This is a genomic window from Streptomyces sp. WAC03905 (assembly GCF_057371075.1).
Genome location: NZ_JBXYDZ010000003.1, coordinates 402,626 through 429,267, shown reverse-complemented (window position 1 = coordinate 429,267; position 26,642 = coordinate 402,626). Strand labels below are relative to the sequence as shown.

26 protein-coding genes are annotated in these 26,642 nt (G+C 74.1%); 17 read left to right on the top strand and 9 right to left on the bottom strand.

All coding sequences use genetic code 11. From position 1 onward, the window contains the following. Positions 1-56: 56 nt before the first annotated feature. Together AC2RP6_RS04855 and AC2RP6_RS04850 are read left to right on the top strand one after the other, a co-directional pair. Complete coding sequence (locus tag AC2RP6_RS04855; RefSeq protein WP_486445008.1) at positions 57-1,073, top strand: LysR family transcriptional regulator; 1,017 nt, start codon at positions 57-59, stop codon at positions 1,071-1,073. 73 nt (positions 1,074-1,146) lie between these two features. Continuing rightward, positions 1,147-2,232 carry an S-(hydroxymethyl)mycothiol dehydrogenase gene (locus AC2RP6_RS04850; RefSeq protein ID WP_486445007.1) on the top strand — a complete coding sequence of 362 codons (1,086 nt, stop codon included), beginning with the start codon at positions 1,147-1,149 and terminating at the stop codon, positions 2,230-2,232. Positions 2,233-2,289: 57 nt separating this feature from the next. On the opposite strand, the gene AC2RP6_RS04845 is transcribed toward AC2RP6_RS04850, so the two are convergent. Together AC2RP6_RS04845 and AC2RP6_RS04840 are read right to left on the bottom strand one after the other, a co-directional pair. Next, on the bottom strand, positions 2,290-3,150 hold the full coding sequence (locus AC2RP6_RS04845) for a dioxygenase family protein (protein ID WP_486445006.1): 861 nt from the start codon (positions 3,148-3,150) through the stop codon (positions 2,290-2,292). A 36-nt stretch (positions 3,151-3,186) separates the two neighbouring features. Further along, the gene (locus tag AC2RP6_RS04840) at positions 3,187-4,146 is read right to left on the bottom strand and encodes a helix-turn-helix transcriptional regulator (RefSeq protein ID WP_486445005.1); all 960 of its coding nucleotides are present in this window, start codon (positions 4,144-4,146) and stop codon (positions 3,187-3,189) included. A gap of 391 nt (positions 4,147-4,537) precedes the next feature. Between AC2RP6_RS04840 and AC2RP6_RS04835 the strand changes: the two genes are divergently transcribed. Continuing rightward, positions 4,538-5,851 carry an alpha/beta fold hydrolase gene (locus AC2RP6_RS04835; RefSeq protein WP_486445004.1) on the top strand — a complete coding sequence of 438 codons (1,314 nt, stop codon included), beginning with the start codon at positions 4,538-4,540 and terminating at the stop codon, positions 5,849-5,851. A gap of 120 nt (positions 5,852-5,971) precedes the next feature. After that, entirely contained in the window at positions 5,972-7,726 is a 1,755-nt protein-coding gene (locus AC2RP6_RS04830; RefSeq protein WP_486445003.1) for a DNRLRE domain-containing protein, read from the top strand. A gap of 38 nt (positions 7,727-7,764) precedes the next feature. Here the strand turns inward: AC2RP6_RS04830 and AC2RP6_RS04825 are convergent, their stop codons facing one another. Then, positions 7,765-8,583, bottom strand: coding sequence for an MBL fold metallo-hydrolase (locus AC2RP6_RS04825; RefSeq protein WP_486445002.1), 819 nt, complete (start codon positions 8,581-8,583; stop codon positions 7,765-7,767). 18 nt (positions 8,584-8,601) lie between these two features. On the opposite strand from AC2RP6_RS04825, the gene AC2RP6_RS04820 reads away from it, so the two are divergent. Both AC2RP6_RS04820 and AC2RP6_RS04815 read left to right on the top strand, forming a co-directional pair. Continuing rightward, the gene (locus AC2RP6_RS04820) at positions 8,602-9,366 is read left to right on the top strand and encodes a PIG-L deacetylase family protein (protein ID WP_486445001.1); all 765 of its coding nucleotides are present in this window, start codon (positions 8,602-8,604) and stop codon (positions 9,364-9,366) included. Between the two features lie 66 nt (positions 9,367-9,432). Next, a complete protein-coding gene (locus AC2RP6_RS04815; RefSeq protein ID WP_486445000.1) occupies positions 9,433-10,266 on the top strand; it encodes an enoyl-CoA hydratase/isomerase family protein in 834 nt (277 codons plus the stop codon). A 75-nt stretch (positions 10,267-10,341) separates the two neighbouring features. Here the strand turns inward: AC2RP6_RS04815 and AC2RP6_RS04810 are convergent, their stop codons facing one another. Further along, positions 10,342-11,253, bottom strand: coding sequence for an SDR family oxidoreductase (locus AC2RP6_RS04810; RefSeq protein ID WP_486444999.1), 912 nt, complete (start codon positions 11,251-11,253; stop codon positions 10,342-10,344). A 62-nt stretch (positions 11,254-11,315) separates the two neighbouring features. Next, positions 11,316-12,422 (bottom strand): hypothetical protein, encoded by a 1,107-nt coding sequence (locus AC2RP6_RS04805; RefSeq protein WP_486444998.1) that lies wholly within the window; start codon positions 12,420-12,422, stop codon positions 11,316-11,318. Between the two features lie 224 nt (positions 12,423-12,646). On the opposite strand from AC2RP6_RS04805, the gene AC2RP6_RS04800 reads away from it, so the two are divergent. The 6 genes from AC2RP6_RS04800 (at position 12,647) to AC2RP6_RS04775 (ending at position 17,969) form a co-directional block, all read left to right on the top strand. After that, positions 12,647-13,621, top strand: a complete 975-nt coding sequence (locus AC2RP6_RS04800; protein ID WP_486444997.1) for an NADPH:quinone oxidoreductase family protein — start codon at positions 12,647-12,649, stop codon at positions 13,619-13,621. Next, positions 13,618-14,823, top strand: a complete 1,206-nt coding sequence (locus AC2RP6_RS04795; protein ID WP_486444996.1) for an acyl-CoA dehydrogenase family protein — start codon at positions 13,618-13,620, stop codon at positions 14,821-14,823. Before AC2RP6_RS04800 ends, AC2RP6_RS04795 begins: the two co-directional genes overlap by 4 nt. Beyond that, positions 14,820-15,944, top strand: a complete 1,125-nt coding sequence (locus AC2RP6_RS04790) for an acyl-CoA dehydrogenase family protein (protein WP_486444995.1) — start codon at positions 14,820-14,822, stop codon at positions 15,942-15,944. Before AC2RP6_RS04795 ends, AC2RP6_RS04790 begins: the two co-directional genes overlap by 4 nt. Before the next feature lie 170 nt (positions 15,945-16,114). Further along, complete coding sequence (locus AC2RP6_RS04785; protein ID WP_486444994.1) at positions 16,115-16,654, top strand: GNAT family N-acetyltransferase; 540 nt, start codon at positions 16,115-16,117, stop codon at positions 16,652-16,654. A gap of 59 nt (positions 16,655-16,713) precedes the next feature. Next, on the top strand, positions 16,714-17,076 hold the full coding sequence (locus tag AC2RP6_RS04780) for a tyrosinase family oxidase copper chaperone (protein WP_486444993.1): 363 nt from the start codon (positions 16,714-16,716) through the stop codon (positions 17,074-17,076). A 29-nt stretch (positions 17,077-17,105) separates the two neighbouring features. Next, positions 17,106-17,969 carry a tyrosinase family protein gene (locus AC2RP6_RS04775; protein ID WP_486444992.1) on the top strand — a complete coding sequence of 288 codons (864 nt, stop codon included), beginning with the start codon at positions 17,106-17,108 and terminating at the stop codon, positions 17,967-17,969. An 88-nt stretch (positions 17,970-18,057) separates the two neighbouring features. Here the strand turns inward: AC2RP6_RS04775 and AC2RP6_RS04770 are convergent, their stop codons facing one another. Continuing rightward, positions 18,058-18,345 (bottom strand): chaplin, encoded by a 288-nt coding sequence (locus tag AC2RP6_RS04770; protein ID WP_486444991.1) that lies wholly within the window; start codon positions 18,343-18,345, stop codon positions 18,058-18,060. A gap of 95 nt (positions 18,346-18,440) precedes the next feature. Then, positions 18,441-18,761 (bottom strand): hypothetical protein, encoded by a 321-nt coding sequence (locus AC2RP6_RS04765; RefSeq protein WP_486444990.1) that lies wholly within the window; start codon positions 18,759-18,761, stop codon positions 18,441-18,443. A 99-nt stretch (positions 18,762-18,860) separates the two neighbouring features. Between AC2RP6_RS04765 and AC2RP6_RS04760 the strand changes: the two genes are divergently transcribed. After that, entirely contained in the window at positions 18,861-20,342 is a 1,482-nt protein-coding gene (locus AC2RP6_RS04760) for a carboxylesterase/lipase family protein (protein WP_486444989.1), read from the top strand. On the opposite strand, the gene AC2RP6_RS04755 is transcribed toward AC2RP6_RS04760, so the two are convergent. Further along, a complete protein-coding gene (locus AC2RP6_RS04755) occupies positions 20,320-21,621 on the bottom strand; it encodes an alpha/beta hydrolase (protein ID WP_486444988.1) in 1,302 nt (433 codons plus the stop codon). The genes AC2RP6_RS04760 and AC2RP6_RS04755 overlap by 23 nt on opposite strands. A gap of 265 nt (positions 21,622-21,886) precedes the next feature. Between AC2RP6_RS04755 and AC2RP6_RS04750 the strand changes: the two genes are divergently transcribed. After that, the gene (locus AC2RP6_RS04750; protein WP_486444987.1) at positions 21,887-22,915 is read left to right on the top strand and encodes a TolB family protein; all 1,029 of its coding nucleotides are present in this window, start codon (positions 21,887-21,889) and stop codon (positions 22,913-22,915) included. A 51-nt stretch (positions 22,916-22,966) separates the two neighbouring features. On the opposite strand, the gene AC2RP6_RS04745 is transcribed toward AC2RP6_RS04750, so the two are convergent. After that, positions 22,967-23,653, bottom strand: coding sequence for a GNAT family N-acetyltransferase (locus tag AC2RP6_RS04745; protein ID WP_364848726.1), 687 nt, complete (start codon positions 23,651-23,653; stop codon positions 22,967-22,969). 140 nt (positions 23,654-23,793) lie between these two features. Here AC2RP6_RS04745 and AC2RP6_RS04740 point away from each other — a divergent pair, with 140 nt between their 5' ends. The 3 genes from AC2RP6_RS04740 (at position 23,794) to AC2RP6_RS04730 (ending at position 26,626) form a co-directional block, all read left to right on the top strand. Continuing rightward, positions 23,794-24,426 carry an alpha/beta fold hydrolase gene (locus AC2RP6_RS04740; RefSeq protein WP_486444986.1) on the top strand — a complete coding sequence of 211 codons (633 nt, stop codon included), beginning with the start codon at positions 23,794-23,796 and terminating at the stop codon, positions 24,424-24,426. Between the two features lie 43 nt (positions 24,427-24,469). Beyond that, complete coding sequence (locus tag AC2RP6_RS04735; protein WP_486444985.1) at positions 24,470-25,147, top strand: (2Fe-2S)-binding protein; 678 nt, start codon at positions 24,470-24,472, stop codon at positions 25,145-25,147. A gap of 84 nt (positions 25,148-25,231) precedes the next feature. After that, positions 25,232-26,626 carry an alpha/beta hydrolase family protein gene (locus tag AC2RP6_RS04730; RefSeq protein WP_486444984.1) on the top strand — a complete coding sequence of 465 codons (1,395 nt, stop codon included), beginning with the start codon at positions 25,232-25,234 and terminating at the stop codon, positions 26,624-26,626. Positions 26,627-26,642 lie beyond the last annotated feature (16 nt).

Below are 26,642 nucleotides of genomic sequence, written 5' to 3'. Positions count from 1 at the left end.
CCGCCCCTAGCGGCGAATCCAGTTCACGTTCCTTACCCCAACCGTAAGCTGAGCCGATGCTCGACGTACGACGCCTGCGCCTGCTGCGCGAACTCGCCCGCCGCGGCACCATCGCCGCCGTGGCCGAGGCCCTGTCCTTCAGCCCTTCGGCGGTGTCCCAGCAGCTCGGCGTGCTGGAGCGGGAGGCCGGCCTGCCCCTGCTGGAACGCACCGGGCGGCGGGTCCGCCTCACCCCGGCCGGGCAGAACCTGGTCCGGCACGCCGAAGCCGTCCTGGAACGGCTCGAACAGGCCGACGCCGACCTCGCCGAGGCCCGCGGCGGCCTGGCCGGAGCCCTGCGCATCGGTGCCTTCCCCACCGCCTCCCGCGCGATCGTCCCGGCCGCCCTGGTGGCCCTCGCCCGCCGCCATCCGGGGCTGGAGCCGATGGTCTGCGAGACCGATCCGGCGGCGGTCGCCCACGCCCTGCGCGCCGGCGACCTGGACGTCGCCCTCGTCCACGCCTACGACTTCGTCCCCGCCGAGCGCGAGCCGGGCCTCACCACCGAACCCCTGTACGGCGAGGCCATGTACCTGGCCGAGCCCGCCGCGGGCACGCCGGGGGTGTCGGGGACGCCGGGCACGCCGGGGACGCCGGGGACGCCCGAGGCGTCCGGGGTGCCCGGGACGCCCCGGGTGCCCGCGCCCGAGCAGGACGCGGTCCTGCGCGCCCACGCCGGATCGCCCTGGATCACCGCCACCCCCGGCACCCTCTGCCACGCCATGACCGTGCGGGCCTGCCAGGCCGCCGGCTTCACGCCCCGGGTGCGCCACCAGGTGGACGAGTTCGCCACCGTGCTCGCGCTGGTCGCGGCCGGCCAGGGCGTGGCCGTCGTACCCCAGCTCGGGATCACGGGAGCCGCGCCCACGGGACCCGCCGACCCGTCCGTACACCTCACCCGGCTGGCGATGCAGCGGCGCACCAACCTCGCCTTCCGCAGCGGAGCGGGCACCCACCCGGCCGTGGCGGCCTTCGGCGCGGCCCTTCGGGCCGCCGTACCGCCGGATCTGGCCGGGTCGCGCGCCGAAGCGTGACACAACTCCCTTACCGGGTGCCGTCCGTGTACGTTCGTTGATCCAGACCGAACCGATCAGAACGGGGTACGACGTGACGCATCGCGTACGAGGGGTCATCGCCCGGAGCAAGGGCGCACCGGTGGAGACGACGACGATCCTCGTGCCCGACCCGGGACCGGGCGAGGCGCTCGTCCGGGTGCAGGCCTGCGGGGTCTGCCACACCGACCTGCACTACCGCGAAGGCGGGATCAACGACGCGTTCCCCTTCCTGCTCGGTCACGAGGCCGCCGGCGTCGTGGAGTCCGTGGGCCCGGACGTCACCTCCGTGGCCCCCGGTGACTTCGTCGTCCTCAACTGGCGTGCGGTGTGCGGCACCTGTCGGGCCTGCAAGCGGGGACGCCCCTGGTACTGCTTCGCCACCCACAACGCCACCCAGCCCATGACCCTGGAGGACGGCACCCCGCTGTCCCCGGCGCTCGGCATCGGCTCCTTCGCCGAGAAGACCCTGGTCGCCGCCGGCCAGTGCACCAAGGTGGACCCGGCCGCCTCCCCGGCCGCCGCCGGCCTCCTCGGCTGCGGTGTGATGGCCGGTCTCGGCGCCGCCCTCAACACCGGCAACGTCGGACGGGGCGACTCCGTCGCCGTCATCGGCTGCGGGGGAGTGGGCAACGCGGCCGTGGCGGGCGCCCGGCTCGCCGGCGCCTCGAAGATCATCGCGGTGGACCTGGACGACCGGAAGCTGGAATGGGCCCGCGGCCTGGGCGCCACGCACACCGTCAACGGGCGCACGGACGACGTGGTCAAGGCCGTCCAGGGCCTCACCGACGGCAACGGCGCCGACGTGGTCATCGACGCCGTGGGCCGCCCCGAGACCTACCGGCAGGCCTTCTACGCGCGCGACCTCGCCGGGACGGTGGTCCTGGTCGGAGTGCCGACGCCGGAGATGAAGCTCGAACTCCCGCTCCTGGACGTCTTCGGCCGCGGTGGCGCCCTGAAGTCCTCCTGGTACGGCGACTGCCTGCCGGAGCGCGACTTCCCCCTGCTGATCGACCTCTACCTGCAGGGACGGCTGGACCTGGACGCCTTCGTCTCCGAGACCATCCCGCTCGACGGGGTCGAGGAAGCCTTCGCCCGGATGGAACGCGGCGAAGTGCTGCGCTCGGTCGTCCAGTTCTGACGCACCCCGAAGGCCCCGGTCCGGTTCGCCCGGTCCGGGGCCCGTGCGGCCCAGGGATCAGGCCGCCCGCCACAGCGCCGGTACGGACGGGGGCTCCCAGCCCCGCTGCGCCGTGTGCGGCTGGAGGCAGACGTAGCTGCGGCCGCCGTACACGACCCGCTCGCCCGCCCGGTAGGCGGTCCCCGCCGTCCACGCGCCGCCCGTCGGTGGGGTGCCCGTCGGGGTGGGCCCCGGGCCGGGGTCCTGGGGGAGGTCCAGGACGAAGTCGAAGGCCGCCTCGCGCCCGCCACCGGCGTCCCGCACGGTCATCAGCAGCCGGGGGTCGAAGATCGCGTCGGTGTTGTTGCGCGGCTCGTTCGGGAAGTACAGCTGTGTCGTCAGCACCGGACGGCCCGGGGCCTGCACCTTGACGTGGACGTGGCGGGTGCGGCCGGGGTAGAGCCCGGGGACGATCGTGCTCAGCGCGAAGGAGCCGCGAGAGTCGGTGTACTGGTGACCCCGCAGCCGGTACCGGACGTTGTCGTAGGCGCCGTTCGCGTCGGCCTGCCAGAAGTCCAGCAGGACGCCCGCCACCGGCAGGCAGGCCCGGCCGAAGACGTAGCCCGTCACCGTCAGCCGGGTGCCGGGCATGCCGGGCTCCAGCAGGCTGGTGCGCTCGGGTGAAGCAGGCTTGAAGTAGGGGCCCTCGGTCTGCTCGGGAGTGGGGTGGTCGCCGTCGTCGCACGCCGGGGTCAGGGGTACGGGCCCGGCGTCCGGGGTGAGGGTGCGGGCCAGTGCCGGGCCGCCGATGAGGGCGGCGGGGACCGCCGCGGTGGCCGCGAGGGCCGCGCGCAGCACGGACTTGCGGCTGATGCGGCGGGGCCGCTCGGTGTCCGCGCGGCGTAACGCGTCGTCGCCGTTCCTGCCCGGATCGTGCATGCCTGCCTCCTTGGGGCTGTGGATTCGCCATCGAACCTAGGCGGACGCCCCGCCCGGTTCGATGGACGCAAGACGGCTGCTGTGGTGCTTTCGGAACTCGCCCGGGCTGGTGCCCGTCTCCCGCCGGAAGAACCGGCAGAAGTACGCGGGGTCGGTGAACCCGACGCGGGCGGCGACCTGTCGTACCGGCAGTTCGGTGTGCGCGAGCAGGCGTTGGGCCTGGTACGCACGGGCCTCGTTCAACAGCCGGCCCGGGCTGCGGCCGGTGGCCGCGCGCACGGTCCGGGTGAGGTGGCCCGGCGTCACCCCGAGCCGCTCGGCGCACTCGCGGACCGACCAGGCCACGGGCCGGGCGGCCAGCCGGACGAACGCCTCCGCCACCGTCGGGGGAGTGAGGGCTGCCGCGGGGCCGCGGAGCCGGGCCGGTCCGCCGGGTGCGTCGGGGCGGCCGCGGGCCGGCAGCCGCGCCATGCGGACGACGAGTACGTGCAGCAGGGCGCGGAGCACGCTCTCGTGGGCGGGGGCGCGCTGCCGGCACTCGGCGGCCAGGTCGGCCATCAACCGTGCGGTGCGCTCGTGTTCGGCCTCGCCCAGGTCGAACCAGCAGGTCTCCCCGATCCGCCGCAGGAGCGCCCGGTCGGCGGGATGGTCCACCAGGAAGTCCTCGGTGAACAGGGCGAGGGTGCCGTCGAGACCGTGCTGGTCCCGCCAGTAGTGGACCTGCCCGGGTAGTACCACGGCCAGCTGGCGCGGCCGTACGGGGTGGCCGGCGAGATCGACGACGTGGGTGCCGGATCCGGCGGCGATGTGGACGATCTCGTAGAAGGTGTGGCGGTGCGGGCGGTCGGACCGTGACAGGGGCCCCAGCTCGTCGAAGGACCCGGCGGCGAACGGTACGGTGCCCGGTCCGGCCAGCTCCAAGCGGTGCAGGGGCGGCTCCCCGGGGCGCGGCGGCGCCGGGCAGGGGGTCCCCGGTGCGACGGTGGTGTTCCGCATCGTTCCCCCAGCAGGTCCAGACCAATCGGGCGATGTCACGATCCCTCGCCGGAGGCCCCGCGAAACCCGGCGGGAGGAATCCCGCCGGACCCGTCGGATCCCGCTGCCCGGAGGCCCTTCCGTCCCGGCAGCCGGGGCGCCCTAGGTCCTGTCGTCAAAGTGGCGCCGGTCGGGCCCGCGGTGTCCGGTGCCGTGCATCGCAAGGCGGAGGGGCGCCCGAGTACTGGACGTACTTGGGCGCCCCGACAACGCGGCGAGGTGCGGTGCCGGGCGCCGCGGGCCAGGTGCAACTTTGACGACAGGACCTAGACTCGGGCGGACCGCCGCGCCCACCCGTGCCCCACCCGGCCGGGGCGCGGAATTCCGCACCTCGTACCCCTGGGGGCCGTCCGTGACCGTCGTCCACAGCTACCGCCAGCCCGGCACGGTCCTCACCGACCACCGGTTCTCCGTCCCCCTGGACCACGCCTGCCCGGACGGGGAGCGGATCGAGCTGTACGGCCGCGAGGTGGTCGCCACCGGCAAGGACCCGGAGTCCCTGCCCTGGCTGCTGTACCTGGAGGGCGGCCCCGGCTTCGGCGCCCGCCGCTTCGTCGGCCGCCAGGCCTGGCTGGAGCGGGCGCTCCAGGACTACCGGGTCCTGCTGCTGGACCAGCGCGGCACCGGCCGGTCCACTCCGCTGAACCGGCAGACCCTGCCCCTGCGCGGCACCCCGGCCGAGCAGGCCGATCACCTCGCCCACTTCCGCGCCGACTCCATCGTCCGCGACGCCGAGGCGATCCGCCCCGGCCTGACGGGCGGCGCGCCCTGGACCGTACTCGGCCAGAGCTTCGGCGGCTTCTGCGCGGTCCGCTACCTCTCCAGTGCCCCCGAGGGCCTGACCGCGGCCCTGATCACCGGCGGCCTCCCGTCGCTGACCGCCACCGCGGACGAGGTGTACCGGGCGGCGTACCCCCGCATCGAGCGCAAGAACCTCGGCCACTACGCCCGTTACCCGATGGACGTCGAACGGGCCCGCCGGATCGCCGCGCACCTCGCGGAGCGGCCGGCCGAACTCCCCGGCGGCCACGTCCTGACGGTGGAGGCCTTCCAGTCCCTCGGCATCCTCCTCGGCGGCGGCGACGGCAGCCACCAGCTGCACTACCTGCTGGAGGACGCCTTCGTCCCGACCCCCGCCGGACCGGCGCTCTCCGACGCCTTCCTCGAAGGCGCCCGCGCCCACCTCTCCTTCGCCGGACACCCCCTCTACGCGCTGGTCCACGAGGCGATCTACGCCCAGGACCCGGCCGCGCCCACGGCATGGGCCGCCGAACGGGTCCGGTCGGACCACCCCCGCTTCGACGCCCGCAAGGCCCTCGCCGGGGACGAGCCGCTGCTCTTCACCGGCGAGACCGTCCACCCCTGGCACTTCACCACCGACCCGGCCCTCGCCCCGCTGCGCGAGACCGCCGACCTGCTGGCCGCCCGCACGGGCTGGCAGCCCCTCTACGACCCGCAGCGGCTGGCGGCGAACGAGGTTCCGGTGGCCGCGGCGATCTACCACGACGACATGTACGTGGACACCGCGGACTCCCTGCGCACGGCCCGCGCCATCCGCGGCCTGCGCACCTGGGTGACGGACGAGTTCGAGCACGACGGCCTCCGCGCAGGCGGCCCCCGCGTCCTGGACCGCCTCCTGTCCCTCGTCCACGACGACGCCGTCTGACGAGAGTCCATGCAGGTCAGAGGCGTGATGGGGACCTCGGTTAATCATTCTCCCGGAAGTTGATCACACGGTTAGGGTGGGGCCTCGTACCCCGGGAACCGACCCACGTGTGGAGTGTGCATGTCGAGAAGAATGTCGAGCGCGGTCTCGCTGGCCCTGGCCGGCGGACTGGCCGTGACGGGCCTGGCGGCGGGACCGGCGACGGCCGCCGTCGCCGGACCGGCCGTCAGCGCCGCGGGGGCGGGGGAGACCTCCGTCGGCGCGCAGGCATGGACGCGCGTGTCCAAGAAGAACCCGAACCGCGCCTACTGGAACGCCCTTGACGACCTCCGCGTCGGCAACGAGGGCGCCGCCCAGGGCCTGTCCCGCGCCTTCCTCCAACTGGACACCACCGCGCTCAAGGGCGCCACGGTCTCCAGGGCGACCTTCAAGATCGCCAATACCGGCTCCGCGTCCTGCGAGGGCCGCCCGGTGGAGCTGTGGAGCGTCGACGCCGTCTCGGCGCAGACCACGTGGAAGCGCCAGCCCGCCAAGGGAGCCCGGCTGGCCACGGTGACGGACGCCAAGGGCCATGAGGGCTGCGCCTCCGGCGACCTCGAGTTCGACGCCACCGCGCTGGTGAAGGCGGCGGCGGCCGCGTCACGGACCTCCGTCACCGTCGGGCTGTTCGCCTCCGACGAGTCCAACGTCTCGGCCTGGAAGCGCTTCGCACCGGCGACCGTGAAGCTGGAGACCACCATCGGCCGCCCCGTACCGCCGGTGATCGGTTCTCCGGAGTTCCCGGACGCCACGAACGGGGTCCCGGCCGGAACCGGGAAGGCGCGGACGCCGGGCACGTTCACCTTCGGGACCGGTGGTGCCGACAACATCGAGAAGATCGTGTACTGGTCCGACTGGGACCCGCGCCAGGTCACCGTGGCGCCGGGCGCCAGTGCCGTCATCACGCCCACCGCCTCCGGACCGCACACGATCTACGCGTACAGCCTGGACAAGGCCGGACGGCGCTCGGACCAGGCCCTCTACCACCTCTGGGCGCTCGGCAACGGAGGGGTCCGCGACAGCGCAGGCGACCTGAACGGCGACGGCCTGCGGGACCTGTGGACCGTCGACCCCAACGGCAGGCTCCGCTTCTCCGCCGGCCGGGCCGACGGCACCTTCGCCGCTCCGGCCGACGGCGGTGCGTCCTTCGCCCCCGGCAGCCGCGTCGCCGCCGGCGGTGACTGGGGCGAGGACGGGTACAACGACCTGCTGGTGCTCGAAACCGTCCCGGGACTGGGGGCCAAGCAGCTCCGGGTCCTCCCCAACGACGGGCTGGGCAGCGTCCGTCCGCACGACGCCGCGGTCCTGAGCGTCCTTGAGAGCGACCCGGTGCAGGGCAACGACCACTGGTCCGATGCCCAGGACATCGCTGACGCGGGTGACCTGAACGGCGACGGCGAGCCCGACCTGCTGGTCAAGCAGGGCGCGAAGCTCTGGGCCTACACGGGCAGCCGCTCCGGCTACCTCGACATGAACGGCGCTCCCGTCCTGGTGGGCGACGGCGGCTGGGACGGCGTGTCCGTCCTGGTCCCGGGCGACACCGACGGCGACGGCACCCCCGACCTGTGGGTCCGGGACGACACCACGGGCGACCTGTTCGCCGTACGGGGCGCCGAGGACGCCGCGGGTGGGTTCGACCCCACGAGCTGGGCCTCCGCGCAGAGCGTGAAGATCGGCTCCGGCCTCGGGCGGACCGCGTACCCCACCCTGGTCTCGGCGGGCGACTTCGACCGCGACGGTCTCGCCGACCTGGCCGCCGTCGGTGCCGACGGCCGGACCGTCTGGTTCCGTGCGACCGCCACCGGTATCGACGTGACCCCGCGGCCCGTCGGCTGACCCCCGTCGACGTCAACCGGCCGGGGCGGCATCCGCGTTCAGCGGGGCCGCCCCGACTGCGTTGTGTCGGGGGGTTCCACGAAGGGGTGGGTCAGGTGGGGCGTGGCCAGGAGGGCGCCGCGTTGCGCCGCCTGCGCCAGCAGGTGCTCGCGGGAGGCGCGGGCGGCGGGCCGGTCGCGTTCGTGGGAGTACGGGACCGCCGGATTGCCCAGCTGCACGGCGTGCACCAGCACGTCGCCGGTGACCAGCACGTCGCGGCCCGCCGGGCCCTGCTCGACCAGCACCGACTGGTGGCCGGGGGTGTGCCCCGGAGTCGGCAGCAGGGTGATGCCCGCCGCCAGCCGGTGCCTGCCGTCCACCTCGTGGAGCCGGCCGGTGGCCCGCAGCGGCGCCACCGTCCATTCCCACACCGGGTCGGCCCGGTCGAGGGCGGCGACCTCCGCCCGCTGGACGACGTGGCGCGCGGCGCGGAAGAACGGTTCGCCGCCCGGCCCCGAGGTCCAGCCCGCGTGGTCCTCGTGCAGGTGCGTCAGCACCACCGTCTCCACGTCCTCCGGTGCGATGCCGGCCTCCGCGAGGGCGGCCGGCAGCCGACCGGGCACCGGAGCCCATCCGGCCGCGGGCCCGTCCGCCGGCCCGACCCCCGCGTCCACCAGCACCCACCGGCCGCCGGGTCGTGCCACGGCGAAGCACCGGAAGTCCAGCCGCCACGCCCCGCCGGGACCCGCCGCGCCCGGATCCAGCAGCGCGGCGCGCGCCCAGTCGGCCGCGTCCGCGCCGGGGAACGCGGTCGCGGCGGGCTCGAAGAAGGTTCCCGTCGCATCCAGGAGGGCCACTACCAGCCCGTGTCGGTCCATTCACCTATGGTGCAACGTATGACCGAACAACGTGATCTGCAGGCTCCCTTGGCGCCCATGCCCACCGACTGGCAGCGCGCACTCGCCGTCGTGGCCCACCCGGACGACCTGGAGTACGGGTGCGCGGCGGCCATCGCGGACTGGACGGGCGGCGGCCGCGAGGTGGTCTACCTCCTCGCCACCCGCGGCGAGGCGGGCATCGACTCCGTCGCCCCCGCGGAGTGCGCCCCGCTGCGCGAGGCCGAGCAGCGGGCGAGCGCCGCCGTGGTCGGGGTGTCGGCGGTGGAGTTCCTCGACCACCGCGACGGCATCGTCGAGTACGGTCTCGCCCTGCGCCGGGACATCGCCGCCGCCATCCGCCGGCACCGTCCCGAGCTGGTCATCACCCTGAACCACCGTGACACGTGGGGCGGGGAGCAGGGCGGCGGCTTCTGGAACACCCCCGACCACAAGGCCGTCGGCCGGGCCACCCTGGACGCCGCCGCCGACGCCGGCAATCGCTGGATCTTCCCGGAGCTGATCTCCGAGCAGGGCCTGGAGCCGTGGGACGGGGTCCGCTGGGTGGCCGTCGCCGGCACCAGCACGCCCACGCACGCCGCCGACGCCGGACCGGGCCTGGAGCGTTCCGTGCGGTCCCTGCTGGAGCACAAGGCGTACATCGCCGCGCTGACGGACCAGGATCCGGAGGAGTACGTCCGCACCTTCCTCACCGGCAACGCCGAACGGGTGGCGGCGCGGTACGAGGGCCGCCCGGCGGTCGCGTTCGAGGTCTTCCCCCGCTGACCGCCCCACCCTAACCTGACGACTCGTCAGAAGAAGGCGCGTTGCCGGACCGGGGGTGCGGACAAGGTGATCGACACCATCTCCACGGAGATCGCCGAGGGTGAGGAGCGGATCCGCCTGGAAGTCGCGGAGGGCGTGGCCGTCCTCACCCTCTGCCGCCCCGACAAGCTGAACGGCTGGAGCTGGGAGTCCAGCCGTCAGCTGGGTCTGCTCGCGGACCGGATCCGTTTCGACCCCACGGTGCGCGCCGTACTGCTGAGGGCCGAGGGCCGGGCGTTCTGTGCCGGCATCGACGTGACCGCTCCGGGCGGCGCCATCGGCGGCGGATCCGGCGCCGAGCGCACCCGAGCCTACTACGAGGGCATCCGCTGGGTCCACGAGCGGTTCACGGTCCTCACACGGCTGCCGCAGCCCGTGGTCGCCGCCGTCCAGGGCTACTGCCTGGGCTTCGGCTTCGAACTGGCCCTGATGGCGGACGTCCGGGTCGCGGCCCGGGACGCCGTCTTCGCCCTGCCCGAGGCCCAACTGGGCGTCGCGGTGGACGCGGGCGGTGACCTGCGCATCGCCCGCGAGGCGGGCGCGGGCTGGGCGAAGTTCCTGGCCCTCACCGGCCGCCGGATCGACGCCGCGACCGCCGAACGGCTCAACCTGGTACAACTCGTGGTGGAGGAAGCAGACTTGGAGGTCGCGTCGCAGGCCCTGGCGGCGGAGATCGCCGCCAACGCCCCCCTCGCGGTCCAGGGCATCAAGCGGGCGGTCGACGCCTACGCCGACGCTGCCCTCCCCGCGGCCCTCGACCGGGTGGCGATGACCGCGGCTCTCACGCTCGCCTCGGACGACGCCCGCGAGGGTTACGCCGCCAAGGCGGAGCGCCGCCCGCCCCGCTTCAGCGGCGGCTGACCCGCCGCCCCGCGTCAGGGCGGGACGTCGCGGAGACGTGGCGGAGACGTCGCGGAGACGTGGCGGAGACACCCCTCAGGGAGTCTGCGGACGGTCGTCGAAGGGGGCGCGCCCCAGCTGCTCCCGTACCGGGGCCACCTCGGGGCTGACCACCGTCCGACGCTGCCAGTTGGCGCCGTCGACGACCAGGGTGTGGCCGGTGACGAACCGGGCGTACGGTGAGGCGAGGAACGTCGCCGCCCAGCCCAGTTCCCGCGGTACCCCGACCCGCAGGGCCGGCTGCCGGGCGTCCTTGGCGCCGGGTGCGGCGCGGTCGAGGCCGCCCCGGATGTCCGCCGTCATGTCGGCGTGCGGGAAGAGGCCCGGGACGAGCCCGTTGACCTGGATGCCGTACGGGCCCCACTCCACGGCGAGCGTCTCCACGAGGTTCTTCACCCCGGCCTTGGCGGCGGCACTGTGCGCGAAACCCGGGCCGCCCGTCCAGGCGTACGAGGCCCCGACGTTGACGATCGAGCCGGGGGTGCCCGCCGCGAGGTGGCGGCGGCCGAACTCGCGGGTCATGAACCAGGTGCCGGTCAGGGTGATGTCGACCACGGCCCGCCACGCGTTGGGGGAGAGGTCCTCCGCCGGGGAGGGGAAGTTGGCGGCCGCGTTGTTGATCAGGACGTCCGGCAGTCCGAGCGCCGCCTGCGCCGCGTCGAACACGTCCGCGACCCGCTCCGGGTCCCGGATGTCGCAGACGGCGGCGCTCACCCGGCCGGCGCCCGGCACGCCCGCCAGCTCGTCCCGCGCCGCCTGGAGCTGCTCGGGCCGTCGGCCCGCGATCAGCAGATCGGCGCCGAGCCGGGCGAACTCGGCGGCCACGGCCTTGCCCAGCCCGCTGCCGCCGCCGGTCACGAGGACCACCTGTCCGGCGTACGTACCGGGAGGCAGGGCGGCGGCACCGAGCGGCGGCGGCGCGGGCAGTCCGCGCAGAGGGTTCTCCATGCGCCCATCGATAGCGTGCGGGCGCTCAGATCACCATCCCCGGACGGCCCGCGAACCACGACCTAGCTGCCGGGGTTGTACGCCTGCCGGGTCGCGCAGGTCCAGATCACCGGCTTGAGCCTGCCCTTCGCGTTCACGGCCGCTCCGCCGACCCGGTCGGCGTCCGACACCGCGTCCGCCATGCTCGCCCCGCCCGGCGCCAGCCTCGGCAGCGCCTTGACCGGGCCGGAACCGGCCCGCAGGAGCGCCTGGTCCGGCAGGGCCATCTCGTCCGGGTGGAACTTGGCCGTGCCGACGGTGACGTTCGTGGTCGGGCTGACCGCCTCGAACGTCGCGTACGGGTGGGAGCTCAGTCCCCCGGGGGAGGTGCCGGGGCCGCCGACCGGGGGCTCCCACACCCACGTGCGGTACTCGTGCCACGGCCCGGACCAGTCGTAGCCGACGATCCGGCCGCTCTCGTCGAGGTCCTGGACATAGCTGTCGTTCATCGTGGGGTCCAGCAGCCGGGCGGCGCCGCCGTCCCCCGGCCACAGCACCGGGTGGGTGCCCTCCAGGTGCGCGCCGGTCTCGGGTACCTCGTAGTCCTGCGTGGCCATGCCCAGGATGTCGCCGTGGTTGTTGATGCCGGTGACCATCGTGATCCGGGTCCCCGGTCCGGCGTCGGCCGGGACCGGCAGCTCGCGGACCTTCAGGCCGTCCTTCCAGACGGCGCCGGGCCCGCTGTCCGAGCGGGACACCACGTACCCGGCGTCATTGACGTCGGCCTCGACGTCGTGGGCGTAGCCGTCCGGCAGCGGGGTGATCGCCGGCGCGCCCACCTGGTAGGTGAACAGCGTGTGGGTGTCGAAACCGTGCAGGACGCCCACCATCAGGCCGTGCGCGTTGACGGCGATCACCCGGCCCGACGCGTTCGGGTCGGTCAGCGGCACCCGGTGCACCGTGGTGCCGGTCCAGTAGACGGGCTTGTGGCCCGAGACGCCGACGGCGAGGCCGTCTGCTCCGAAGTCGAAGACGCCCTGGCTCTGGTCGACGTCGCGCGTGTACGACTCGTCCCCGATCGAGCCGAGCACCTGGATCTTCGGAGCGCACTTCGCGTCGGTCGCCGCGGCGGCCGGTCCGGCCGCGGTGATCAGGCCCGCCAGAACGACGGCGGCCCCGGCCGCGGACATGCTTTTCCTCATGTGATGGTCCCCCCTGGACAGGTGCAGTTCCCCGTTGAGTCATGACACTGCACGTCACATAGTGCCTGATGGTGTGGCGAACGTGGCCGGAAAAGACGCGTGTTGTTCCGCCCCGGACGGCATCCGCCCCCGCCCCCGGTTCACAGAAGGGCAAGCGACCGCTTAGTATGCGCCCCGGAGCGTGATTCCTCGACGGCGGCTGGAGGCCCCGGATGCAGGCATGGCGAGTACATACCCCCGGCGAACCCCGCGAGGCCATGCGCCTCGAAGAGGTTCCCGAGCCGGTGCCCGGCGAGGGCGAGGTGAGACTCAGGGTGCTCGCCGCCAACGTCAACTTCCCCGACGCGCTGCTCGTCCGGGGGCAGTACCAGATCACACCGCCGCTGCCCTTCACCCCCGGCGTCGAGATCTGCGGCGAGACCGAGGACGGCCGCCGCGTCATCGCCAACCCGAGCCTGCCGCACGGCGGGTTCGCCGAGTACGTCACCGCACCGGCGCGCGCCCTGCTCCCCGCCCCGGACACCCTCGACGACGCCGAGGCGGCCGCCCTCCACATCGGCTACCAGACCGGCTGGTTCGGCCTGCACCGCCGCGCCGGCCTCCGGGCCGGCGAGACCCTCCTCGTGCACGCCGCCGCCGGCGGGGTCGGCAGCGCCGCCGTCCAGCTGGGCAGAGCCGCCGGGGCCACCGTCATCGGAGTCGTCGGCGGCAAGGACAAGGCCCGCACCGCCGAACGACTCGGCTGCGACCTCGTCATCGACCGCACGGCGGAGGACATCGCGGCCCGCGTCAAGGAGTTCACCGGCGGACGCGGCGCCGACGTCGTCTACGACCCCGTCGGCGGCGACGCCTACACCGCGTCGGCCAAGTGCGTCGCCTTCGAGGGCCGCATCGTCGTCGTCGGCTTCGCGAGCGGCACCATCCCCGCCCCCGCCCTCAACCACGCCCTCGTGAAGAACTACTCCGTGCTCGGCCTGCACTGGGGCCTGTACGCCGCCAAGGACCCCGCCGCCGTCCTCGCCTGCCACACCGAACTCACCCGGCTCGCCGCCGAGGGCGCCGTCACGCCACTGGTCAGCGAACGCGTCCCGCTCGCGGGCGCCGCCGACGCCGTGCAGCGCCTCGCCGACGGGACCACCACCGGACGGCTGGTGGTCGTGCCGGGCCCGGACGGAGCCGCCCGATGACCACCGGCGCCACCCCCACCACCCCCGAGGCGCTGCGCGCCCGCACCCGGGAGCTGCTCGCCGCACACCCGCCCGCCGCCACCGACCGCACCGCGTTCCTCCGCGCCCGCTTCGACGCCGGACTCGCCTGGGTGCACTACCCCGAGGGCCTCGGCGGACTCGGCGCGCCCCGTACCCTCCAAGCCGTCGTCGACGCCGAACTGGAGGCGGCCGGCGCCCCCGACAACGACCCCCGCCGGATCGGCATCGGCCTGGGCATGGCCGCGCCCACGATCCTCGCCTACGGCACCGAGGAGCAGAAGCAGCGCTTCCTGCGCCCCCTGTGGCTGGGCGAGGAGGTCTGGTGCCAGCTCTTCAGCGAACCCGGCGCCGGATCCGACCTCGCGGCCCTCGCCACCCGCGCCGTCCTCGACGAAGGCTCCGGCGAGTGGGTCGTCGACGGCCAGAAGGTCTGGACCTCAAGCGCCCACAACGCCCGCTGGGGCATCCTCGTCGCCCGCACCGACCCCGCACGGCCCAAGCACCAGGGCATCACCTACTTCCTCTGCGACATGCACGCCCCCGGCGTCGAGGTCCGGCCGCTGCGCCAGATCACCGGCGAGGCCGAGTTCAACGAGGTCTTCCTCACCGGCGTCCGCATCCCCGACGCCCACCGCCTCGGCGCCGTGGGCGAGGGCTGGGCGGTCGCCCGCACCACCCTGATGAACGAACGCGTCTCCATCGGCGGCATGCGCATCCCCCGCGAGGGCGGCATGATCGCGCCCGTCGCCAGGGCCTGGCGCGAGCGCCCCGGGCTGCGCACCCACGCCCTGCACCAGCGGCTGCTGGAACTGTGGGTCGAGGCCGAGGTCGCCCGCCTCACCGGGGAGCGGCTCCGCCAGCAGCTCGCCGCCGGCCAGCCCGGCCCCGAGGGCTCGGGCATGAAGCTGACCTTCGCCCGCCTGAACCAGGAGATCAGCGGACTGGAGGTCGAACTCCTCGGCGAGGAAGGCCTCCTGTACGAGGACTGGACCATGCGCCGGCCCGAACTGGTCGACTTCACCGGCCGCGACGCCGGCTACCGCTACCTGCGCGCCAAGGGCAACAGCATCGAGGGCGGCACGAGCGAAATCCTCCTCAACATCGTCGCCGAACGCGTCCTCGGCCTGCCCCCCGAACCGCGCGACGACAAGGACCTCGCATGGAAGGACCTGTCCCGATGACGGCACCCGCAGCGCCGACGGCGCCGGCCGACCTCCTCTACTCCGAGGCCGAGGAGGAACTGCGCGCCGCCGTACGCTCGCTCCTCGTCGCCCGCTGCGACGCCGCCGCGGTGCTCGCCCGTGCCGAGACGGGCCGGCCGCACGACCCGGCCCTGTGGCACACCCTCGCCGTCGGGATCGGCACGGCGGGTCTCCTCGTGCCCGAGAAGCTCGGCGGACAGGGCGCCGGGCACCGGGAGGCGGCCGTGGTGCTGGAGGAGCTGGGCCGGGCCGTCGCCCCCGTCCCCTACCTGACCAGCGCCGTGCTCGCCACGGAGGTCCTGCTCGGCTGCGACACCGCCGAAGCCGCCCCGCTGCTGGCGGAACTGGCCTCGGGACGCACGGTGTGCGCCCCGGCGCTGCCGCTGACCCTCGCCCCCGGCGCCCCCCTGCCCGCCCCGGTACGGGACTCCGGCGGCGGGACGCTGACCGGCACGGTCGGCGCCGTGGCCGACGCGGTGGCCGCCGACGTCCTGCTCGTCCTGGCCGACACCGGCCTGTACGCGGTCCGCGCCGCGGACGCCGCCGTGACCCCGCTGGTTCCGCTGGACCTGACCCGCCCGCTCGCCACCGTCAGCCTGCAGGCCGCCCCGGGCACGCTCATCGCCGACGCCGCCACGGCCCGGGCCGCCGTCGCCGGAGCCCTGCTCTCCGCGGCGGGCCTGCTCGCGTCCGAGCAGGTCGGCCTCGCCGAGTGGTGCCTGACCGAGACCGTCGGACACGTCAAGGGCCGCTACCAGTTCAACCGGCCCGTCGGCTCCTTCCAGGCCCTCAAGCACCGGCTGGCGCGGCTCTGGCTCGACGTGGCCTCCGCCCGGGCCGCGGCCCGGGCCGCGGCCGACGCCCTCGCCTCCGGTGCCCCCGACGCCCCCCTCACGGTCGCCGTCGCCCAGGCCCACTGCTCGGGGGTCGCCGTCCGGGCCGCCGAGGAGTGCGTGCAGTTGCACGGCGGGATCGGCATGACCTGGGAACACCCCGCCCACCTCTACCTCAAGCGCGCCAAGGCAGATTCCCTGGCCCTCGGCACGGCGGGGCACCACCGCGGCCTGGTCGCCGACTTCGCGGAACTCCCGGCGCCCTGAGCGCTGCCGCGGGGCGGCGGGTGCCCGACCGGATCCCCCGACCGGTCGGGCACCCGCCGCAACCGGCCTGCCCCGGACGGACCGCCCTGCCCGTGCCGAACCGGCCTGCCCCGGGCGGACCGCCCCGCCCCGCCGACGGCGGCTCCGCGGCCGATCCCTATGCTCCCCGCATGACCGCCGTGATCGCCCCCTTGTCCGCCGCCGGACTGCGTACCCACCGCGACGAACTCGCCGCCCTCCTGCGCGCCGTGGTCGCCGACGGCTCCTCGCTCGGCTTCCTCGACGGCCTCGACCACCACACCGCCGCCGCCTGGTGGGACTCCCTGCTGCCCGCCGTCGAGGACGGATCCCTCCGCCTGTGGATCTCCCGCGCCGGAGCCGACGGGCCCGTCGACGGCACCGTCAGCTGGTACCGGGAGTCCAAGCCCAACGGCCGCCACCGCGCCGAACTGCGCAAACTCATGGTCCACCCGGCCGCCCGGGGCCGCGGCCGGGCCCGCGCCCTCCTCGCGCACGCCGAGTCGGAGGCCGCCCGCACCGGGGTGCTCCTGATGGTCCTGGACACCGAGACCGGCAGCGGTGCCGAGCATGTCTACCTCTCCGCGGGATGGACGGAGGCCGGCACGATCCCCGACTACGCCACCGACCCGGCGGGCCGGCTGCACCCGACCACCCTCTTCTACAAGCAGCTGCGCGCCGCCCACGGGTGACCTCGCCCGCCGCTCGGCGTTAGACCCGTAGCCGCCGGCCACCGAGCGAGGGAGACCGCATGTCCGCAGCAACCGCCGCCCCACTGAGCCGACGCGCGCTCCTGCGCACGGCGTTCACCGCGGCCGTGCTCGCCGGCACGGGCGCGGCGCTGGCCCCCGTACTGCGCGCCCGCCGGCCCCGCCAGACCCTCACCCCGGCGCCGCTCGCCGAGGAGACCTACCGGGGCCGGCACATCGCCGTGGACGTCGCCGGGGTCCGCATCGACGGCCGCCCCCTGCACGTCATGCGCCGCGCCGACGGCAGCTACCTGAGCGGCATCAACCACTTCCAGTCCTATCCCACCCCACTGGAACTGGCCCGGGCCGCGGTCGACGAACTGGGCACGACCCAGCTGGCGTTCGCGGCCCCGCACCACGGCTGACAGACCCACGGGAACGGGAGGACCCCGCTTTGCACGTCCGGCAGAACCAGAAGAACCTCACCAGCGCCCAGAAGAAGCGGTTCACCGCGGCGGTACTGGAGCTGAAGCGCAGCGGCGCCTACGACGCCCTGGTGCGCACCCACGACAAGTACTTCGTGCCCGACCGGGACCGCAAGCTGCGCGTCGGGCACATGTCCCCGTCCTTCTTCCCGTGGCACCGGCTCTACCTGCTGGAGTTCGAGAAGCAGTTGCGGCAGGTCGACCCGAACGTCTCCGTCCCGTACTGGGACTGGACGACCGACACCAGCCCGGTGTCCTCCCTCTGGGCGGACGACTTCCTGGGCGGCACGGGTCGCGCGGCCGACCGCAAGGTGATGACCGGGCCGTTCGCCTACGACAAGGGCAACTGGACGGTCACCGTGGGCATCACGGAGTCCGCGTTCCTCACCCGCAACCTGGGCAGGCCGCAGAATCCGATCGCCCTGCCGACCCCGGCCGAACTGCAATGGGCGCTCGACGACCCGGTCTACGACGTCTCGCCCTGGGACTCCACGGCCACGGCCGGAGGCTTCCGCAACAAGCTGGAGGGCTGGGCCGCCCCCAAGAGCGAGCGCTGGCGCAACCACAACAAGGTCCACCAGTGGATCGGCGGCCACATGACGGGCGGTACGGCGCCCAACGACCCGGCGTTCTGGCTGCACCACGCGTTCGTGGACCTGATCTGGGACCGCTGGCAGCAGCGGCACCCCCGCTCGGGGTACCTGCCGGCCGCGCCCCTCGCCCTCGGCGACCTCCAGCGCGGTCGGGTCATCGCCCTCGACGAGCCGATGCCGCCGTGGAACGTCACACCGCGCGAAGCCCTCGGCCACCAGGGCCTGTACCGCTACGAATGACCCGGTGGCCCCGGACCGGTCCGGGAGCGCGGGACGCAGGGGAAAGGGCCCCCGCCGCACGGCGGGGGCCCTTCGGTCGAGCAGGCGATCAGTGGCCGTAGCCCTCGCCCTCGGTGTGGTGCTCGGCGCCGCCGCCCGACGCGTTGACGCAGGTGTTGCCGAACGCGGGGTTCAGGAGGGCGATCACGTTGACCGTGTTGCCGCAGACGTTGACCGGGACGTGCACCGGAACCTGGACCAGGTTGCCCGACAGGACACCGGGGGAGCCGACCGCCGCACCGTGCGCTCCGGCATCGGCGACAGCCAGACCCGCACCGGCGACCACGGCGCTACCGGTGACAGCGGTGATGGCGAATGCCTTCGCGATACGCGACATCAAGATCTCCTCGTGAGATGTGGGGCGCCACAGAATCTGTGGCATTTGACATGGCATACAACGCGGGGACGGCCGTGGGGTCACGGCCCCTGGTCCTACCCGGTGACGGGAAACCCGACCGACGCGAAGGACGGCCGCACCTGAGCCACCTCCCCGGCCCGCAGCGTCCCGACGACCCGGCCCGAGCAGCCGGGGCCCTGGTAGAGGGTGGCCGGGCCGCGGGTGGCGTTGGTGACCGCGCGGGCGCCGCCGCCCTCGGCCGCCACGCAGCCCCGTGGCGCGGTGAGCCCGTGGACCCGGTCGTCCTGGCCCACGTACTGGAAGTCCGGCCCGGCGGCCCGGGCCGGACCGGTGACGCACGAGATGCCCGCCAGCAGGAGGACGGGCAGAGTGTGGTGGATACGCAGGATTCGCATGCCCGTCCAACCGGGCCGGTCCCCGGCCCGGTCACGCCTTGTCACCCGTGGGACGGGCGTGCGAGCGTGCGGGACCGGTACCAGCTGCAGGAGGACGGGATGAGCACAGAGGGCGTCACCGAGGGCATCGGCCGGCCGCGGGTTAGGACCGTGGCCGGCGTGGTCGAGGGCCGCACCGGGACCGACGGCATCGCGGTCTTCCGCGGCATCCCGTACGCGGCCCCGCCCGTCGGCCCCCTCCGCTTCGCGCCCCCCGCGCCCCCGGCCGCCTGGGACGGCGTCCGCGAAGCCGCCGCCTTCGGACCGACCGCACCGAAAGTGCCCTACCCGGCCACCTTCGCCGCCCTGCTGACCGACCCGGAGATCCCCGGCGACGACTGCCTCAACGTGAACGTATGGACCTCCGACCCCACCCCCGGGGCCGGGCTGCCCGTCATGGTGTGGATCCACGGCGGGGCGCACACCCGCGGCTCAGCGGCGGTACCCGTCTATGACGGCACGGCCTTCGCCCGCGACGGCGTCGTGCTGGTGTCCTTCAACTTCCGCCTCGGCGTCCTCGGGTACGGGCTCTTCCCCGACGCGCCCGCCAACCGGGGCCTGCTGGACCAGATCGCCGCCCTCGCATGGGTCCGCGACAACATCGCCGCCTTCGGCGGGGACCCGGCCCGCGTCACCGTCTTCGGCGAGTCCGCCGGAGCCATCAGCATCGGCGCCCTCCTGGCCGCGCCGCGCGCGGCCGGCCTCTTCCACCGGGCGGTCCTGCAGAGCGGAGCCCCCGAGGCCCTGGCGCGCCCCCGGGTGCGCGCCATGGTCCGGCGGATGGCCTCGCTGCTGAAGGTGGAGGCCACCGCCGCTGCCTTCACCGCGACCTCCCTGCCGGACCTGATGGCCGCGCAGGCCGCCGTCCTGCGCCGGTCGGGCCCCCTCCTCGGCGGGCCCGCCTTCGGCCTGGTCGTCGACCCGGACACGCTCCCCGTCGACCCCCTCGACGCCCTGACCGCCGAGACGGACGCCGCCTCCGGCGAGGTGCCGCTGCTCTTCGGATGGACCACCGAGGAGTACCGGCTGTGGCTCGCCCCGACCGGCGGCATGCGGCTGCTGGACCGGCTGGGACCGCTCGCCGTGGCGATGGCGCGGGCCCGGGCCGGCAAGGACCGGGCCGCCGTACGGGCGCTGCGCACCGCGCTGCCCGGGGCCGGGCCGGCCGAGCTCGCCGGGCAGCTCCTCACCGACCGGCTGCTGCGCGATCCGCTGCGCAGGCTCGCGGGGGCCCGGCGGGCCGCGCCGAGCTACCTGTACGAGTTCGCCTGGTGCTCGGGCGTCGCGGGCCTCGGCGCCTGCCACGCGCTGGAGCTGGGCTTCGTCTTCGACACGCTGTCCGTGCCCGAGGCCGCGTGGCTGGCCGGGACCGAGGCCCCGCAGGCGCTCGCCGACGAGATGCACACGGCATGGGTGCGGTTCGCGACGACGGGCGACCCGGGCTGGGCACCCTGGAACGGCGACGGCCCGCCGAAGGTGTTCGGCGGGCCGGAGCGCGATCGTGCGGAGGTGCCGGTGGCTATTCGACCGGCCCTTCCATGACCTTGCTGATGTACTCGATCGGCCCCTCGCCCATGTTCGGGACGTAGGTCTTGGCGTTGTGCTGGCCGCCCGGGATCACCCGCAGGCTGGTGTGCACCGGCCCCTTGTTGCCGAAGGTGGCGATGAACTTCTGCACGTCCGGCAGGGTCTTCTTGTTGCTCTCGTTGTCACCGACCTGGAAGGCGAGGTAGACGTCCGGCCCCTTGCTGTCGATCAGCTGCTTGGCCAGCAGCTCGGGGTTGTTCTCGGCCTTCTCCTTGTCGTGTCCCTTCCACAGGGAGGAGTCCGGGACGATGTCCGGGCCGGACGCGATCACGGCCTTGAACTTGTCCGGGTGCTTCAGCACGGCCTTCATGCCCGCGAAGCCGCCGGTGGAGGAGCCCATGAACGCCCAGCCGTCACGGGACTTCACGGTGCGGAAGTTCGCCTTCATCAGGTCCGGGACGTCCTCGGTCAGCCAGGTGCCCATCTTCGGCTGGCCGGGGATGTCGGAGCCGTCCCAATAGACGCCCTTGTCGTCCGGGCCGGGGTTGAGCACCGGCATGGCCAGCAGGAAGGGCTTGCTCTTCCCCTCCGCGTACCACTTGCTGATGCTGGTCTGGAGGCCGAGGTCGGTGCCCATCCAGTAGTTGCTGGGGTAGCCGGCGCCGCCCGGCAGGGCGATCATGACCGGGAAGCCGCTCTTGGCGAACTTCGGGTCGTTGTACTCCTTGGGGGCCCACACCCAGACCTTGCCCTTGAAGCCGGACTTCTTGCCGTCCAGGGTGGTCACGGCCACGTGCGTGCCGTCGGCCAGCGTCATCGAGTTCTTGAAGTCGGCGGCCGGTCCGGTCGGCATCAGCATCTTGGAGTTCGCCGGCTGCTGCGCTCCCGCGCCGCCCTGGCCGGAGCCCTTGCCACCGCCCGGCTGCTGCCCGAAGGACACCGCGGAGCCCTTGTCGGTGAAGGGGGGTATCTCGTAGTAGGCCATGACGCCGGCGGCTATGCCCGCGAGCGCGAGCACCGAGACGCCGGCGATCAGCCAGCGCCGGCCCCGCCGCCGCGGGGGCTCGGGCTGCTCCTGCTCCCACTGTCCCTGCGGCTGCTGCCCGTACGGACCGCCGTACTGGTCCTGCCGGGCGTACGGCTCCGCGTACTGCTCCCCGTACGGCTCGCCGTGCGGGGGCTGTCCGTGCGGCTGCGCGTGAGGACGGCCGTACTGGTCGCCGTAGGGCGGCCGCGGGCCCTGCCCTCCCGGCCCGTACGGCTGGTGCTGCTGCCCCTCGGGTGCGTACGACATGTGCGGTGGCTCTCCGGCTGGTGCTGCCCCAGGGGGGCGGGTGGTCCGACGTCTCGGTTCTTCCGTTCGGAAGATGAACGAAAGTACGCCAGGGTTCCGCACTTTCCCTTCTCTTGGGGTTCCCTAGGCCAGCGCATTGCCCGGCGGTCGCCGGGCACCGGGAGTTCCCCGACCAGTGGTCGCCCGTGCCTGGTACCCGTACGTCCTCCTGGGTAGGGTGCCCCCGCCCCGCCCCCGGAACGCCCACCCCGCCCGGAGTCAGCCGATGACCCTGCAGCGCCGGATCCTGATCCTCGCCGCCGCCCTCGCCGTGCTCACGGCGGTCGGGCTGACCGCCGTCCTGCGGGCCTCCTCCGCGGCCGGCGCCAAGGACCGGGCCCGCGCGGACGGCCCCCGGACCGCTCCGGGGGAGGTCTCGCTCGCCCCGGACACCGGCGGCCGGCGGATCGTCTTCCGGAACATGGCCTGGGGCCCCCACCGGGACGAGCTCGCCACCGTCCCGGCGGACGCGCCCGGGCGGGAGCGCAGCGTGTCCGGGGTGAGCTGCCTGCGCTTCCACGCGGCCGGCGGCACCGGGATCTGCCTCCGGGCCGACGGGACCGGGCTCCAGGACGGCTACCGCGCCGTCGTCCTCGACGCCCGCCTGAAGGAGGTCGACACCCGCCCGCTCGCGGGGATCCCCACCCGGGCCCGGGTGTCACCCGGCGGGCACCTGGCCGCCTGGACCGTCTTCGTCGGCGGGGACTCCTACGCCGGGACGGGCTTCTCGACGCGGACCTCGGTGCTCGACCTGCGCACGGGCAGGTACGACGCCTCCCTGGAGGACTTCACGATCCTCAAGGACGGGAAGACGTACCGCAGCGCGGACGTGAACTTCTGGGGCGTCACCTTCGCCGCCGACGAGCGGACCTTCTACGCGACCCTGGGCACGGGCGGCCGGACCCACCTGGTCCGCGGTGACCTGGCCGGGCGCACGGTGACCACCGTGCGCGAGAACGCCGAGTGCCCGTCGCTGTCGCCCGACGGGACCCGGCTGGTGTTCAAGAAGCGGGTGGCGGGCCTGCCGGCCGAGGCGCCCTGGCGGCTGCACGTCCTGGACCTGGCCTCGGGCGCCGAGACCCCGCTCGCCGAGGAGCGCAGCGTCGACGACCAGGTGGTGTGGACGGACCGCGGCACGGTCGTCTACTCCCTGCCCGGAGACTTCGGCGCCGACCTGTACGCCGTACCGGCCGACGGGAGCGGCGCCCCCGCCCGGCTGATGGACTCGGCCCTGGCCCCGGCCTTCCTCGGATGAGGGGGCCGGGACACGGGCGGGGGCAGGACCGTTTTTCCGTTCTTCCGGTTCCTAGGCCGGGATCAGGGTCTTGCGGCGGCGCTTGCGCTGGGCCCCCGCCGACAGCCTCAGCTCGATGATCGACCGTACGGCCGGCCACTCCTCGTCGAGGATCGAGTAGAAGGCGGTGCTGCGGACGGCGCCGTCCAGCCCCCGCGAATGGGCCCGGCGGACCCCTTCGCAGGTGAAGCCGAGACGTTCCATCGCGGCCCGTGACCGGCCGTTGCGCGCGTCGGCGCGCAGCGAGATGCGCCGGACGCCCCAGGTCTCGAAGGCGTGGCGGAGCATGAGCAGCTTCGCCTCGGTGTTGATACCGGTGCCCTGGGCCGTCGGGGACAGCCAGGTATTGCCGATCTCGGCGGCATCGGGGATCGCCGTCGCCGGATCGCCGAACGGGACGCCCGGCACGGCGGGCCACACCAGCGGCCCCTGCCAGTAGTCGAGTTCCAGGAACCGGGTCGAACCGACCACGCGCCCGTCAGTGGCTCTGACGATGGCGAACGGGAGCGATCGACCGGCGGCCTGATCGGAGAGGGCGCGGTCGATGTACTCGTGTGACGCCTGCACCCCATGGGGTACGGGGGTGAAGGCGTAAGTCGTACGATCCTCGGCCCCGGCCACGGCCAGAGCCTCGGTGTGGTGGGGGGCGAGGGGCTCGAGCCGCACGGTGCGGCCCGCGAGGTGTACGGGTACGGGCACGGAGCCTTCGGTCCTTCTGGGCGGTGGGGTGGTTGCACAGTCTGCGTCCATGACGTCGCCCCCCGTGCAAAACACGAGTGAAAGGCAATCGGCTGTCGGATGAACGCGAGTGGCTCAATGTAGCCCCTTGAAGTCCTTCCATGAAGCCCCAATTTGGCAATGGTGTGACGCTGGTTTTCGACGACTTGGGTCCCCGCCCCGGAGCGCCCGTAATCCTGATCCACAGACATCCCTTCCACCGCACGATGTGGGCCCCCCAGACGGCCGCCCTCACGGCCGCCGGATACCGCGTGATCACCCCTGACCTGCGGGGATACGGAGACAGCCCGGTTCTGCCGGGCACGGCGCCGCTCGCCGGCCTCGCGGACGATCTCGCCTCCCTCCTCGCCGGACCGGGCATCGAACAGGTGGTCGTCGGTGGTGTGTCCATGGGCGGTCGGATCGCCATGGAGTTACGGCTGCGCCACCCGGGTCTGGTAAGGGCCCCGGTGCTCTCCGACACCTCCCCGGCGCCCGGGACGGAAGCCGGGGCGAAACTGCGCCGGGAGACCGCCGAACGGCTGATCGCGGAAGGCATGAGGCCCTGCGCCGAAGAGGTGATCGACAAGATGCCGGCGCCCTACGACGTCACCGGCATGCCCGGGGCCGCCGCCCGGGTCATGGCCATGCTGTGCGCGACCGACCCCGAGGGCGTGGCCGCCGCACAGCGCGGCCGGGCCGAGCGCCCCGAAGCCTTCAACCGGGCCCTGCTGGACTTCCTCGCCGGCCTCTGACCCGCGCCGGGCCCCCGACCGCGGGACTGAGATCATTCCGGGTATGGACGACGTACTGCGGCGACTGGCCGCCGTGGGACCCTTCTTCGCCGTGCCCTCGGGGCAGGAGCCGCCCGGGCCCGGCTTCCGGCCGCTCTCCGCGCTGTACGGCGAGGGCCTCGCGCCGTATGTGGCAGAGGTGGGCCGCCGGATCGGCACCGGACCCGGCAGAGTGGCCGCCTCGACCGCCCAGTTCGGGATCGCCTCCCGGCTCTGGTCGATCGGCCTGGGGTGCGCGGCGCTGGCCGGGCGGGTGCCGGACCTGGCCGCCGACCGGGTGTGGTGGCGGCTGCCCGACGAGGGGTCGCTCCAGCTCTGGCTGCCCGAGCCCGCCGCCCGGCCGGCCGAGGGCCTCGGCGCGTCGGTCCTGGAGAACCTGGCCCTGCTGGAGACGGCCTTGCGGGAGCGGTACGGGGTCTCCCCGACGGTCCTGCGGGGGAACGCGGCGTCGGGCCTGGTCGGCGCGCTGCGGGTGCTGATCGACCGGGTCCCCGGTGGCGCGGCCGTCGCCCTGGCGCGCGCCCTGCTCGCCGACGACGGCGCGCTCGCCGGCACGGGCACCTTCCTCCACGAGGAGGGGCTCGGCGTGGCCTTCGTGCGGCGCAGCTGCTGCCTGTACTACCGCGTCCCCGGCGGGGGCTTGTGCGGCGACTGCGTCCTGCGCACCCGGCGGACCGCCTGAATCCGCCCGTACGGGCAGCCCGTTCGGAGCAGGGGCGGGCGCGGCACACAACCGCGTGCGGGGGCTCGTCGTAGCGTCCCCTCCATGACCGCAAGCACACCGCACCAGCCCGCTTCCCTCACCCGCCGCGCCGCCCTGGCCGGGCTCGCCGCGGGAGCCGGCGCGCTCGCCGTCGCAAGCACCGCCAGCACCGCGGCGGCGGTGCCCACGCCGTCCGCGACGGCCTCCGAACCGGCGCCGGGAGCGATGGAGCTCTTCGCCGACCCCGGCTTCAACTTCGCGGGCCTGCTCGCGCTCGGGGCCGCCGGCATGCGCGCCTCCGAGGTCGGCGAGGTGCTGACCGCGGTCAACGCCATCAACGCGGCGGGTCTGTCCGAGCAGACCTGGACCGACACCTTCCGCTCCTGGGGCGACCGGCTCGCCGCACCCCCGGCCGCCGGCCGGGACGGCGGCGGGGCACCGTCACAGACCCGCCGCTTCCGCTCGCTGCGCGCGGCCCAGTACTACGCCCAGGCGCTGTTCTACGTACTGGGCACCGACCGGCCCGGTGACGAGGAGGCCGTCTACCGGGCGGGACGCGGGGCCTGGGACACCTTCGCCCGCCTGTGCACGCCTGCCGCCGTCACCGCCCGGGTCCCGTGGGGCACGACCAGCCTCCCGGTGTGGTTCTTCCGCCCGGACGGCCCCGCCGAGCGCCGCCCCACCGTCATCCTCACCAACGGCAGTGACGGGCAGAACGTCGACATGTGGACCTACGGCGTGTCCGCGGCCCTCGACCGCGGCTGGAACGCCCTCGTCTACGACGGCCCCGGCCAGGGGCAGTTGCTGTTCGTGGAGGAGATCCCCTTCACCACCCGCTGGGAGACGGTGGTCCGCCCGCTCGTCGACTGGCTGCTCCGCCGCGAGGACGTGGACGGCGGACGCATCGCCCTCACCGGCCTCAGCATGGGCGGCAACCTCGCCCCGCGCGCCGCGGCCTTCGAGCACCGGCTCGCCGCCTGCGTGGCGATGCCCGGTTGTCTCAGCCCCTGGCTGGGCTTCGACAAGGAGCTGCGCGACCTCGTCACGCCCGACAAGGAGGAGACCAACCGGGTCTGGAACGAGGAGGTCGTTCCGGCGCTGACCCCGCAGGAGGCCTTCAACGTCAAGAAGCGCTTCGAGATCTTCGACCGGCAGGCGCTGCGCCAGGCGCGCCAGGGCAAGGTCCTCACCGACCTCTGGACACCGGCCCAGGTCGCGATGGGCCTCGACATCACCGGGGTCGTCGGGCGGATCAAGGCCCCGACGCTCGTACTGGACTACGACTTCGAGCAGTTCTACCCCGGCCAGCCGCGGCAGATGTACGACCTGCTGCGCACCCGCCGCGAGTACGTGAAACTGACGAAGGCCACCGGGGCGCAGCTGCACTGCTCCCCGATGGCCCCGCAACAGCACTGCGACGTCGTCTTCGACTGGCTCGCCGACGTCCTGCGCCGCTGAGCCCTCCGTCGCTGAT